Below are 12,918 nucleotides of genomic sequence, written 5' to 3' on the forward strand. Positions count from 1 at the left end.
CGGAATAAGCCACGTCAAAGGCTGCCATTTCATGGAGCCATTCCTGCACAAATTACATTCACTGTGGATATGTAAATTGAGACATATAGGAACGGCCTAATTTTAACTGATCTCGCACGCCATAAAACCGTACGAAACCAGAGCCGTCGCCCACATGTCCCTTCATCAAACTAACAATGTCAAAGAACCGTTTACACCGACACAAGAGGCGGACAACTAGTGTTCCCCGCTATTGCTATCGGGGGACAGGCTGTCCGTTTATGGTGGCGACCGTAGAGAGCGCTGTCTGTAGGCAGCGCCCCGTCCGGTGAGAGGGCATATATGGGGGAGGCGCCGACCCGTCAAACGGTTTTTGCAATTTTATTTCAAATTAATTTCAGCCACCCCCATTAGGATGGTCTTCAACATAGCTGTGTATACCTCCCCCATCAGTTTACTTTAGTCAGGAAAATCATGAGCTTGGATGACGCCGACGCCACTGATGCCCGCTTTGCTGCGCGCATCCGCAGCGCGGTATTCTGGCGATCCGGGAGCCAGATCGTCGCCCAGATGGTGAGTTGGGCGTCGACTTTGGCGGTCATTCGCCTGCTCGATCCGTCGGATTATGGCCTGTTTGCCATGACCCAAGTCATCCTGAATTTCATGGGTTTTCTTAATGGATACGGCTTGGTGAGCGCGCTTGTGCAGTCCGAGACTCTCGATTCGCATAAGCTGCGTCAGGCTTTTGGCATCATGCTCCTGCTCAATGGTGCGCTCGCGCTGCTGCAATTGGCAATCGCGCCAGTCGCAGCGGACTATTACGAACAGCCGATGATTGCGGATCTCCTGCGCGTGCAGGCCCTCATCTATCTCGCAACGCCCTTTATCGCGATTCCCGAAGCGGTGATGGGACGATCGCTGGACTTCAAACGACCTGCCGTCGTCAATCTTGTTGCCGCAGCCGCAGCAGCAGCGATGGCCATCGGCGGCGCGCTGGCCGGTTGGGGGGTATGGACGCTGGTGTTCGCGCCTCTCGCCCTCTTCTGGGTCAAGGGCATCGGGTACAGTATCGCGACTCGGTTCTTGCCGGTCCCCAGTTTCAATTTCCGCGGTACAGGGGCGATGGTCGCTTTCGGCGCATCCTTGCTGGGGTCACAGCTCTTCTGGATCGTGCAAAGCCAGGCCGACATATTCATCGCCGGACGAGTCCTCTCGCCTCATGCGCTGGGTCTCTACGCCGAAGCGCTCTTCCTGACGCAGATATTCGTGAGCAAGTTCATACCCCCGCTCAACGAGGTCGCCTTTCCCGCTTATGCGCGGATGCAGAAAGACCCGGAGCGAATCGCTGCCTCTTTCTGTAAGGCCGTCCGCCTGCTTCTGCTGGTTTCCTGTCCGATTTATTTCGGCATGGCCGTTGCTGCAGAGCCGCTCGTTGCCACGCTATTCGGTGAAAAGTGGCTGGGGATGGCACCATTCGTCACGGTCCTGGCTTTTGCCATGCCCTTCATGACCCTGCAGGTGATGTTCGCGCCGGTTTCCAATGCGCTGGGCCGACCGGGCGTTACCGCGCAGGTATCCATGGTGGGGGCGATCATCATGCCGGTGGCATTCTGGATCGGGATTCGCTTTGGCGCGATCGGCCTTGCCTGGGCGTGGCTGCTTGCCTTCCCGCTCCTGACATTCGCGACAGTCAGACTTGCCGGAAAGCCAATGGGCCTGCGCTTCCGCGACCTTGGTACAGCCATATTGCCCGCCATTCTTTGCGCAGCCGCAATGGCGTTGGTGGTGGCTGGGATCGACCGGATTTTACCTCCGCTGGCGGCACCCGTTCGCCTCGGCGCACTGGTGAGCGCCGGTGGCGCAAGTTTCGCCGCCATCCTCTTTCTATTCGCGCGTGCCACGATGGACGAACTTATCGGCCTCGTCGTTCATCGCACGGCACCCGCCTGAGCATAATCACGCGCTCTGAATATAGTCCCGCATCGCGGCAGCTTCCGATTCGATGCGATCGATCCGGTATTTTACCAGATCGCCAATAGAAACGAAGCCGACCAGCTTTCCACCATCCACTACAGGCAGATGCCGCATCCGGCGTCGCGTCATGAGCGATAGCGCTGACATAACGGGCGTATCGGACGTGATCGTTACCGCAGGCGACGTCATCGCGCCGCTTACAACGGCATCAAGCATGGCCGGTCCGCCCTGACCGAGCTGGTACACCACATCGCGCTCGGAGAATATTCCGACGACTTCACCGCCGTCGACGACCGGCACACAACCGATCCGTTTCTCCGCAAGCATCGCTACCACCGATAGAACCGTGGCATCGGGTGCCACCTGCAACACGTCATTGCCCTTGGTCTTGAGAATTGCCGCTATCGTCATCGCTCTCTCCCTTCTTGCGGATGCTTTTTCATCCGCTCATTGGTTGGGGGGCTTGATGATCCCATGTCCAGCCGCCAAAGGGAAGAGATGAAGCAGCCTCAAGCGCTCGATAATCCAGAAATTGCCGCAACAGCCTGGGCCCGCTACCGGCGGTTGATGATATGGATGGCGTTGGGCGCACTGCTGTGCGTCGGCGCAGCTATTGCAGCGCTGTGGTATTGGACCGGGCCCATGCCGATCCACATGATCATCGCCACGGCGCTGGGCGTGTTTTTCACCTTCATGCTGGGCACGGCGCTCATGGGCTTGCTCTTTTTATCGAGCGGCACTGGCCACGACGAGCAGGTCGAGGACCGGATGAAAGGGATGATCGACATCGATGACTGACCGAAATCCTATTTTGCGCACGGTGCCCCGACCCGGCGATATCAACGCCAACGGCCACATCTTCGGTGGATGGGTGCTGAGTCAGATGGACATCGCCGGCGGCCTCATCGCGCATCGCGCCGCTGGCGGCCCGGTGGCCACCGTCGCAATCGAAGCCATGGAGTTTCTGGCACCGATCCTCTTGCATGATGTCATATCGGTCTACGCGAATATCGAACGGCGCGGGCGTACCTCTATGGCGATTCGTATCAGCGTAGTGGCAACGCGCGGCCCTGCCGATGAACAGATCCCTGTGACGAGCGGGCTGTTCACCTTTGTTGCGCTGGATGAGAATCATCGGCCCAAGGCGCTACCGTCCGTCTGACGTTGGGGCGCTCGGCCCCAGGGTCATTCGCCATTCGCACGGCAAAGCAATGGCCAAAACGAAAAGGGCGGCACCCTTCGGCGCCGCCCTTTTCGTTTAGTTGCTGCTCGATTTATTCGGCAGCTTCAGTCGCGGCAGGGCGTGCCCGGCGGGTACGCTTGCGCGGTGCTTCTTCGGCCACTTCCGGCACACTGTCATTATCCGCCTGCACCGGTTCAGGGCGTGCAATTGCGGGCGGCAGAACAGCCAGATCGATACCCGCTGGCTCATCCTGATCCACAGCTTCCTCGCGCGGGCGACGCTGACGCTGCGCGCGACGCGGGCGCGGCGCTTCCTCTGCTTCGGTCACCGCTACAGGCGCTTCCGCTTCGAAAGGCGCAGCAGCTTCGGCCTGAGCCGGCACCGCGGTACGATCGCGCGGAGGGCGGCCACGTCCGCGGCGCGGTTCGGCAGCCACCGGAACAGCAGCAACCTCTTCACGCGGCGCAGGCGCGGCTTCCGCCTTCACCTCTTCGCGACGTGGCTGATAAGGCTGCCGGTCGGCGCGACCATTATCGCGGCCATTTTCACGACCGTTCTCACGATTGCCGTCCCGACCATTTTCGCGATTACCATCGCGATTATAGCCTTCGCGACGGTTGTTGTTATCCCGGCTACCCTGCTCACGCTGGGCCTGCTCGCGGTTACCGTCACGATTGCCATCCCGGTTCCCGTTACCCTGCTGGGCATAGGCGTTCCGGTCTTCAAACTCATTGCCGCCTTCGACAGCGTCGAAGTCGTCGCCATCCGATTCGGGGTCCCAGGGGCGCTGCGGCTGCGGCTGACGCTGCTGGCCCTGCGCTTCTTCCTGACGGGCGCGGTTATCGGCCAGCACGCGGAAATAATGGTCGGCAAACTGCAGATAATATTCCGCGTTCACCCGGTCGCCGGACAGTTGCGCATCGCGCGCCATGTTGCGGTATTTTTCCAGCAACTGGGCGGCATTGCCACGCGAGCGGTTATCGATGCGGTTGCCGTTGTCACTGCCGCCGCGGTTCTGGCCACCGGGACGACCATTATTGTTGTTCCGGCCACGATTGCGGCGGCCGGCCTGACGATTATTAATCAATGGTGGTTCCTAGTATCAAAGTAATCCCTAGAAGCGTCCGCGAACGGATACGCCCGATCCCCTGTTCCTTTTACGATTATCGAGCGGGTTATCTATACGCGCCTGAAATCGTTCACTGCACCGCTCCAGTCGTTTCAGGCATAGCTGCGCCGGGCCGGGCTGCTCCAAGATGGAGACCCGAACCCCCAGCCTGCCGACAGCGCGAAATTAACTGCGCCATCATGACTTTGGGAGCAGGTATCGGCCAGTCCCATACGGACCACGGCTTTCCCTGAAGCCACCTCCTAAACGGTCAAACAGGGGAAACCAAGGAAAATCGCATTGCCGCCCTGTAAATAAGGCTATTGTGGCGTAACTTCCAGACAACGGTCGCGCCCAGCCAAATCCTGACGGACGGCCACGTTCAGTCCAGCGTCGCGGAACAGTGCCGCTGCCGTTTCGCCTTGGTCGAACCCTATCTCGATTGCCGCAATCCCGCCGGGTGCAAGCAGTTGGGAAAGTTGCGGGGCAATGCGGCGATAATCGTCGAGCCCGTCCGCACCGGCGAACAGCGCCATATGGGGTTCGTGGTGCAGCACATCGCGCGGCAGCATTGCCGATGTCATGATATAGGGCGGATTGGCCAGAATGAGATCGAACCGCTCGACGATACCCTCCCCCCAATTGCCCAGCCGAAATTCCGAGCGGTCGGCCATAGCGGTGCGCTGCGCATTGTCGGCGGCCACCGCCAGCGCCCGTTCCGACGCATCGACGCCAAGGCCGGTCGCGCTACGCCATTCATCGAGCGCTGCGAGCAACAGAGCGCCCGACCCAGTGCCGAGGTCGAGGATGCGCTCTGGCGGCGGACGATCCTTGAAATGGTCCAGCGCCGCTTCGATCAGCGTTTCGCTGTCAGGGCGGGGAATGAGGACATCCGGCGTCACGCGCAAAGTAAGCGTCCAGAAGTCGCGCGTGCCTACGATATGCGCAACAGGTTCGCCCGACGCCCGGCGGTCGATGAGAGCATCGAAGGTTTCGGGAATAGATATGTCGCGCAGTTTCAGGAGCAAATCGCTGCGTTCGATCCCCAATGTATGAGCCAGGAGCAGTTCAGCATCGAGACGTGGCGTGGCGCTCGCTGCGGTGAGCCGCGCGGTGGCGTCTCGGAGGGATTCTGCGGCAGTCACAACACACTCCTCTCCCTTCTAGGGAGGGGTTGGGGGTGGGTGCGCCGCGTCAGCGGCGCTCCAAGCATCGACATCAGGTGCTCGCTACGCTCGCCACCCACCCCTAGCCACTCCCTTGCAGGGAGGGGAACATAGAGTCGCTTCACGCCGCATCCAGTTGCGCCAGCCGTGCCGCTTCATCCTCAGCGATCAGCGCCGAGATGACTTCGTCCAGCCCCGGCCCCTCCAATATCTCGGGCAAGCGATGCAGCGTCAGGTTGATGCGATGATCGGTCACGCGGCCTTGCGGGAAGTTGTATGTGCGGATGCGTTCGGAGCGGTCGCCCGATCCCACCATTGCCTTGCGCGCGCCAGCCTGCTCGCTTTGGGTGCGCTCGCGCTCCGCCTCATAGAGTCGGGTGCGCAGTATCTTGAGCGCCTTCGCCTTGTTCTTGTGCTGCGACTTTTCGTCCTGCTGCGTCACGACAAGGCCGGTGGGCAAGTGGGTGATGCGCACCGCGCTGTCCGTGGTGTTGACGTGCTGCCCGCCCGAACCCGACGCGCGATACACGTCGATGCGCAGGTCGGTCGCTTCGTTGATCTGGATATCCACATCCTCCGGCTCCGGCAGCACAGCAACCGTCGCGGCGGAGGTGTGGATGCGCCCGCCGCTTTCGGTGGTGGGGACACGCTGGACGCGGTGGACGCCGCTTTCGAACTTCATCCGCGCGAACACACCGGTGCCGGTGACCGACGCCACGACTTCCTTGAAACCGCCGACATCGGGCGCGTTGGCGGAGATCATCTCGACCTTCCACCCCTGCTCCTCGGCATATTTGGTGTACATGCGGAAGAGGTCACCTGCGAACAACGCCGCTTCGTCGCCGCCAGTGCCTGCGCGGATTTCGAGCATCGCGGGACGCGCATCGGCGGAGTCGCGGGGTAGCAGTTGCAGCGCCAACGCCCGTTCGGCGGCCGGAAGCTGCTCTTTTAGGATCTGCATTTCCTCCTGCGCCATTTCGCGCATCAGGGGATCGGCCTCAGGATCGTCCCCGCCCCCCGCCATCGCGTCGAGCGCCATCAGCTCCTGCCGCAACCGGCGAACCTCATGCGCGGCGCGCGCGACCGGCTCCAGCTCGGCATATTGCTTCGACAGGCGGACGAATTCCTCCGGCGGAAGATCGGCACGCGACATATTCGCCTGCACCTCATCGCGCAGCCGCTCAATCTGGGCAATGCGTTCGGGGGAGATGGAGGTCATCTGGTCTGCCGAAAGGAAGCTACAAGTAGATCATCATCGAGTTCTGGATAATCATCGCCCCGGATTATCTTCGCCTTGGAACGCAAAAGGGTATCCAGACGCAGTTGCACTTCTCGCTGCGCATCGCCTTCCCAGTTGGCCATTCGCCTTATCGACAGGCTCACCTCTTCCCGATCAGATTTAGCTTCCAGTAACAACGTAATGGCTGGCTGCTTCGACTTCATGCGATTCCAAGGCTTGGAGAATCCTTCCTTGCTCGAAAGCTCGACGCTCAAACCTCCATGCCTCAACATCGCACATAGAGCATGAGCCTGCATATCCGCATCTGAGCCAGAAAATAGAACTCCTACTTCCGGACGAAAATTGATTGGCGCATCGATCAGCATCCCCAACCGCTCGATACCCGCAGCCCAGCCCACGGCAGGCGTCACCGGCCCACCCATATTCTCAATTAGACCATCATAGCGCCCGCCACCCAGCACGGTGCCTTGCGCGCCCAAGCGATCCGTCACGAACTCGAACGCGGTGTGGCGGTAATAGTCCAGCCCCCGCACCAGCCTTGCATTGCGTTCCCAGGCGACGCCTGCGGCATCCAGACCTTGCGTCACCTTCTCGAAGAAGGCGCGCGCTTCGTCGGTCAGGAACGCGTCGATGTCGGGGGCGCTGTCGGCGATGGGGCGGTCGCGGGGGTCTTTGCTGTCGAGGATGCGGAGCGGATTGCGGGTGAGGCGCGCGCGGCTATCTTCACTAAGGTCGCCCATATGCGCGTTGAAGTGAGCGACCAGCGCCTCGCGCCATGCGTCGCGGCTGGCGGCGTCGCCCAGCGTGTTGAGCGTGAGCGTCACACCTTCGCTGATGCCCAGTTCTTTCAGTAATTGATCGGCAAAAACAAGGAGTTCTACGTCGGCACCCGGCTCCGCCGCGCCGATGATTTCCGCGTCCAACTGATGAAACTGGCGGAAGCGGCCCTTTTGCGGACGCTCATAGCGGAACAGCGGCCCGTGGGTCGCGACTTTGAGCGGCGCATATTGCTGCCACCCCTCGGTGATGTAGGCGCGGGCAATGCCGGCGGTAAATTCGGGGCGCAGGGTCAGGCTGTCGCCGCCGCGATCCTCGAACGTGTACATTTCCTTCGACACGACGTCGGTGCTTTCGCCCAGCGACCGCGCGAAGACGGCGGTGCTTTCAAACACTGGGACTTCGATCCGCTGAAAGCCGTACAAGCGGCGGACCTGGTCGAACGTCGCGACCACATGCGCAAAGCGGTCTGCGCTGTCGCCCAGCATGTCCTGGGTGCCACGGATCGGTCGGGGTGTTTCGATTTTCGCCATGGGGATGGGCGTGTAGCGGCATTTTAGGACGAAGGGAACGGGGTTGAAGGGTCGGAAATTAACCCCGTCGCCAATCCCAATTTTCCGTCATTCCCGCAAAGGCGGGAATCCGTCTCCTACCCTGCCGTCGCGGATCGACGTGGGGAGATGGATTGCCGCTTTCGCGTGAATGACAGGATTTGGACACAGCACTGGACGTCCACACAATCACGCGGCATGTAACACAGCAACACTCTACCGTTTTTCCCCTTCTCTTTCGGAGACTTCCGCCATGCGCCGCAGGTTTGCCGCCGTTCTTCTGTTTTCCACTTTGCTGACCGCCCCCGCCGCTGCGCAGGATGCCAATCGCTCAAAGCCCGTCGCCATCCCCCTGCCGGAAACGACTGCGCCCAAGGACGTTCCCTATCCCGGCGGCACCATCAAGCTGGACGTGGACGCCACCGACACGGTGCAGCGCATTTTCCGCGTGAAGGAAACGATCCCTGTCGCGGCCTCTGGCAAGCTGACGCTGGCAATGCCTGCATGGCTACCCGGCAATCACGCGCCGCGCGGGCAGATCGAAAAGCTCACCGGCCTCATCTTCACCGCCAATGGCAAAGTGCTGCCATGGATTCGCGATCCTCTGGACGTGTTCTCCTTCACCATCGACGTGCCGAGCGGCGTTAAGAATGTCGTCGCGGAATTTCAATTCCTGTCGGCGACCGCAGGCAATCAGGGTCGCGTCGTCGTGACGGACAAGATGCTGAACCTGCAATGGGAAGCCGTGTCGCTCTATCCGGTCGGCTATTATACGCGGCAGATCCCGGTGCAGGCGACCGTGACCTATCCGGACGGCTGGCAGGCGGCGACTGCCTTGCGCGGCAAGAAGACCGGATCGACCATTGCCTATGACACCATCGATTACGAAGCGCTGGTCGATTCGCCGGTGTTTGCGGGGCAGTATTTCAAGGCGGTCGATCTGGGCCAGAACGTCACGCTGAACATGGTCGCGGACAATCCCGGCGAGCTCATTTACACCCCCGACCAGATGGCCAAGCACAAGAAGCTGGTCGACGAGAGCCTCGCGCTGTTCGGCGCCATGCATTTCGATCATTACGACTTCCTGCTGGCGATCACCGACGAAATGGGATCGATCGGGCTGGAACATCACCGCAGCTCGGAAAATGGCGTCGACACCGGATACTTCCCCAAGTGGAACGACGGCGTAGGCGAACGCAACCTGCTCCCCCATGAATTCACGCATAGCTGGGACGGCAAGTTCCGCCGCGGCGAAACGCTGTGGACGCCCGATTTCAAGACGCCGATGCAGGACAATCTGCTGTGGGTCTATGAAGGGCAGACTCAATTCTGGGGCTATGTCCTTGGTGCGCGGTCGGGGCTCTACAGCAAGCAGGAAACGCTCGACGCTTATGCGCACATCGCCGCGCGGCTCGACACCACGCGCGGCCGCGAATGGCGCGCGATGGAGGATACCACCCACGATCCAATCATGTCCGCCCGCCGTCCCAAGGGCTGGTCGAGCTGGCAGCGGTCAGAGGATTATTACAACGAAGGCCTGATGATCTGGCTGGAAGCCGATGCGATCATCCGTCAGCAGACGCGCGGCGCCAAGGGGCTGGACGATTTCGCCAAGGCCTTCTTCGGCATCAAGCCGGGCGACTGGGGTCAGGTGACCTACAACCGGCAGGAAGTCATCGACACGCTGAACGGCATTGCGCCCTATGATTGGGCGGGCTTCTTCAAGACGCGCGTCGATATGCCGACCCGCGAAGTCACCAAGAACGGCCTGACGATGGGCGGCTACCGCCTTGTCTATGGCGACACGCCGGGCGCGCAGACCAAGCAAGCGGAAAAGGCGCTGAAGGGCGTGGATCAGGGCTTTGGCGTTGGATTGCTCGTCAAGAATGACGGCGACGTTGCGGGCGTCATCTGGAACAGCGCGGCGTTCAAGGCAGGATTGACCGTCGGCACGAAGGTTCTGGCCGTCAATGGTCGCGAGTTTTCCGGCGACGCCTTCAAGGAAGCATTGACGCTGGCCAAGGACCCCAAGCGACCAGTCGAACTGATCGTGCGACAGGACAAGAATTTCCGCACTATTAAACTCGATTATTCGGGTGGCTTGCGCTATCCGCGCCTCGAAAAGACGGGCGCGGGCGACGGTAGCCTCGATAAGCTGCTGGTGCCCAGAACATAAGAATTGCCGCATTCACTTTGTGCAGACCTGAGGGAAATCCATGAATATCGAACTGATCCCGGTTGGCGACGATCCGCCAAACAGCTTGAACGTCGTCATCGAAGTCCCTGTCGGCGGTGAGCCGGTGAAGTATGAATTCGACAAGAAGTCGGGCGCATTGTTCGTCGATCGCATTCTGCACACGCCGATGCGTTACCCGGCCAATTATGGCTTCGTGCCGCACACCCTGTCGCCCGATGGCGATCCGCTGGACGCGCTGGTCATCGCCCGCTCGCCCTTCGTGCCGGGCTGCGTCGTGCGCGCACGGCCAATTGCCGTGTTGAACCTGGAAGACGAAGCGGGCGGCGACGAAAAGCTGGTCTGCGTGCCGGACAACAAGACGTTCCCCTATTATTCCGACGTCCATCAGAAGGACGATCTGCCCGGCATCGTGATGGAGCAGATCGAGCATTTCTTCACGCACTACAAGGATCTGGAAAAGACCAAGTGGGTGCGAATCGGCACGTGGGGCGGCGCGGAAGAAGCGCGGCAGATCACGCTGGAAGCGATCGCACGGTACAAGGCTGACAAGGCCGACAAATCCGCCTGAACGCCGGTTTGACCGAATAGAAAAAAAGGGGCGTCGCGGCCATGCTGCGACGCCCCTTTTCGTGTCAGCGGCGGCGCACTCTATTTGGCGCTGAGCGTGATCGCGCCTTGGGTTGTGTTGGCGGCGGCGGGCTTCAGGTCGATGCGGAAAGGGTCGCCATCCTTCTGCGTACCGGTGAGCAGATTGCCGTCGGCAGCGACCGACAGCCCCTCTTCCTTCAGCGCATTCACGAAATATTCGCGGACCGAATCGGGCGACGCGGGCGCCGTGAAGGTCAGCGACACGCGACCTGTATCCTCGGTCTTGCCGGCATTGACGTTGATCGAACGAATGGACGAGCCGGGGTAGAGCTTCACCCCGTCGATATCGAAATTATCGCTATCCAGCCGGATTTTCGGCAAAGCGATCTTGGCATCGAGTCCGGGTATCTGGATGGACATCTTGCCGTCCTTGCCATTGGCGGCGGCAACCACATTGCCCTCGTCATCGCGGATGCTGATATCGGTGCCGGGCTTACCGTCATCCTTGCTATCGCAGGCCGCCAACAGAACAAGCGGTACAATCAAAGCGGACATGGGCAAGCGGATCATCGGCAGTCTCCAAAGAGTATTGCTGATATAATACACCTTGCACGACCTCACGCAAGTCCGGTCAGATAATCCGTTCCGCCTCCATCGCCCATGTCGCTACGTTCGCCATCGGACGGACGCGCGCGTGGAGCCTGTCCGCGGCGCTGGCAAGACGGTCGATCGCAAGCATCAGTTGCGCCGGCGGCAAGGTGAAAGGCAGGCGCACGAACCGCTCGAACGCGCCATCTATGCCAAAGCGCGGCCCCGGCACGATGCGCAGACCGTGCGCCTGCGCCATCGCTGCCAGCGCCGATGCTTCCGCACGGGGCATTTCGACCCAGAGGTTCAGCCCACCGGCAGGCACCGGGACGCGCCAGTCAGGCAAGCGGTCGGTCAGGGCCGCCACCAGCCGGTCGCGCGCATCGCGCATCTCCGCGCGGCGCGCGCCGTCAATCTCAACGCTTCCTTCCAGCAGGGCGGCAACGGCAAGCTGTTCGACCACAGGCGTTGCCATATCGACGGTCGCGCGGATGCGGCCCAGCGCGGCAATCGTCTGTTCGTCCGCGCGAATCCAGCCGATACGCAGCCCGCCCCAATAGCGCTTGCTGGCCGAGCCGATGCTGATGACCGTCCCGTCCGTATCGAAAGTCGCCACTGGCACGACGGCGCCGTCCGCCCCCTGCCCGAACAGATCCGAATCGAGCGCAATGTCCGCCATCGTTTCATCGATGACCAGCGGCGTGCGGGTGCGCGACGCGGCCTCCACCAATTTGCGCCGGGTGTCGCTGTCCATGTGGCGGCCCGTCGGGTTGTGATAATCGGCAATGATATAGGCGAAGCGCGGTGCGGTCTGCCGCATGGCGGCGTCCATCGCCTCCATGTCCCAGCCCTGTGCAGGCAAACTGACCGGCACGGCGCGACAATTGTTGCGGGCGATGGCGGACAGCGCGTTGTGATAGGTGGGGTGATCCACGACGATGCGATCCCCCGGCCCCGTCAGCAAGCGCAGGATCAGCATCAGCGCATGTTGCGCACCGCTGGTGACGAGAATCTGGTCGGGCCGAGTGGGACAGCCGCGACGGGCATAGTCCGCCGCTATGGCTTCGCGCAGACGCGGGATGCCTGACGCTTCATAACCAAGCCCCGAAAGCCAGGCGGGTAGCTGCGTGAGCGCAGCCTCATACGCCTGCCACACCCCCGCCGGCGCAGGCAGCGCAGCGGCGGTCCAGTCGATCATGCCATCCTGATCGACATCGGATTCGACATCCGTCGCAGCCGCACGGCCGCCCGGAACGCGCGTGACTGTCCCCGATCCCTGCCGACTGAGCAAATAGCCTTCGTCGCGCAACTGGTTGAACGCGGCGGCGACGGTCGTGCGGCTGATGCCCAGCGCCAGCGCCAGTTCCCGCTCGCCCGGCACGCGGATGCCCAGCGGAATGCGCCCGTCCATCACAAGGAGTTTCAGCGCGCGAGCAAGCTGCCGATAGGCCGGATCGCCCGCACCCTCGCTACGCCATTGCCCCAGATGCCGCATCAGGGACGCTGCGCCGAGCGCGGATTGGCCAAAAGCGGATTGAAGTGCCATGAGGCCAAATATGCATAAGTG

12 protein-coding genes are annotated in these 12,918 nt (G+C 61.4%); 5 read left to right on the plus strand and 7 right to left on the minus strand.

The genetic code is table 11. The features are described from left to right. Positions 1-453: 453 nt before the first annotated feature. Positions 454-1,929 (plus strand): lipopolysaccharide biosynthesis protein, encoded by a 1,476-nt coding sequence (locus QMG56_RS18105; RefSeq protein ID WP_281823830.1) that lies wholly within the window; start codon positions 454-456, stop codon positions 1,927-1,929. 6 nt (positions 1,930-1,935) lie between these two features. Here QMG56_RS18105 and QMG56_RS18110 read toward each other — a convergent pair whose 3' ends face one another. After that, entirely contained in the window at positions 1,936-2,364 is a 429-nt protein-coding gene (locus QMG56_RS18110; protein ID WP_230190186.1) for a CBS domain-containing protein, read from the minus strand. A gap of 87 nt (positions 2,365-2,451) precedes the next feature. Here QMG56_RS18110 and QMG56_RS18115 point away from each other — a divergent pair, with 87 nt between their 5' ends. Then, positions 2,452-2,751 carry a hypothetical protein gene (locus QMG56_RS18115; protein WP_230190187.1) on the plus strand — a complete coding sequence of 100 codons (300 nt, stop codon included), beginning with the start codon at positions 2,452-2,454 and terminating at the stop codon, positions 2,749-2,751. Then, on the plus strand, positions 2,744-3,115 hold the full coding sequence (locus QMG56_RS18120; protein WP_230190188.1) for an acyl-CoA thioesterase: 372 nt from the start codon (positions 2,744-2,746) through the stop codon (positions 3,113-3,115). Before QMG56_RS18115 ends, QMG56_RS18120 begins: the two co-directional genes overlap by 8 nt. Before the next feature lie 112 nt (positions 3,116-3,227). Here the strand turns inward: QMG56_RS18120 and QMG56_RS18125 are convergent, their stop codons facing one another. The 4 genes from QMG56_RS18125 to hisS form a co-directional block, all read right to left on the minus strand. Further along, positions 3,228-4,223 carry a DUF4167 domain-containing protein gene (locus tag QMG56_RS18125; RefSeq protein ID WP_230190190.1) on the minus strand — a complete coding sequence of 332 codons (996 nt, stop codon included), beginning with the start codon at positions 4,221-4,223 and terminating at the stop codon, positions 3,228-3,230. Between the two features lie 341 nt (positions 4,224-4,564). Next, on the minus strand, positions 4,565-5,389 hold the full coding sequence (gene prmC, locus QMG56_RS18130) for a peptide chain release factor N(5)-glutamine methyltransferase (protein WP_281823834.1): 825 nt from the start codon (positions 5,387-5,389) through the stop codon (positions 4,565-4,567). Positions 5,390-5,531: 142 nt separating this feature from the next. Continuing rightward, on the minus strand, positions 5,532-6,629 hold the full coding sequence (prfA, locus tag QMG56_RS18135; protein ID WP_281823836.1) for a peptide chain release factor 1: 1,098 nt from the start codon (positions 6,627-6,629) through the stop codon (positions 5,532-5,534). Further along, positions 6,626-7,960 carry a histidine--tRNA ligase gene (gene hisS, locus QMG56_RS18140; protein ID WP_281823838.1) on the minus strand — a complete coding sequence of 445 codons (1,335 nt, stop codon included), beginning with the start codon at positions 7,958-7,960 and terminating at the stop codon, positions 6,626-6,628. Before hisS ends, prfA begins: the two co-directional genes overlap by 4 nt. A gap of 271 nt (positions 7,961-8,231) precedes the next feature. On the opposite strand from hisS, the gene QMG56_RS18145 reads away from it, so the two are divergent. Both QMG56_RS18145 and ppa read left to right on the plus strand, forming a co-directional pair. Beyond that, complete coding sequence (locus QMG56_RS18145; protein WP_281823840.1) at positions 8,232-10,154, plus strand: M61 family metallopeptidase; 1,923 nt, start codon at positions 8,232-8,234, stop codon at positions 10,152-10,154. Positions 10,155-10,194: 40 nt separating this feature from the next. Further along, positions 10,195-10,743 (plus strand): inorganic diphosphatase, encoded by a 549-nt coding sequence (gene ppa / locus QMG56_RS18150; protein ID WP_230190195.1) that lies wholly within the window; start codon positions 10,195-10,197, stop codon positions 10,741-10,743. Between the two features lie 80 nt (positions 10,744-10,823). Here the strand turns inward: ppa and QMG56_RS18155 are convergent, their stop codons facing one another. Both QMG56_RS18155 and QMG56_RS18160 read right to left on the minus strand, forming a co-directional pair. Next, positions 10,824-11,333, minus strand: a complete 510-nt coding sequence (locus QMG56_RS18155; protein WP_230190196.1) for a hypothetical protein — start codon at positions 11,331-11,333, stop codon at positions 10,824-10,826. A gap of 61 nt (positions 11,334-11,394) precedes the next feature. Next, a complete protein-coding gene (locus QMG56_RS18160) occupies positions 11,395-12,897 on the minus strand; it encodes a PLP-dependent aminotransferase family protein (RefSeq protein ID WP_281823841.1) in 1,503 nt (500 codons plus the stop codon). Between the last annotated feature and the right edge of the window lie 21 nt (positions 12,898-12,918).

Source organism: Sphingobium sp. BS19, from assembly GCF_027925545.1.
In the GTDB taxonomy this organism is placed as follows: domain Bacteria; phylum Pseudomonadota; class Alphaproteobacteria; order Sphingomonadales; family Sphingomonadaceae; genus Sphingobium.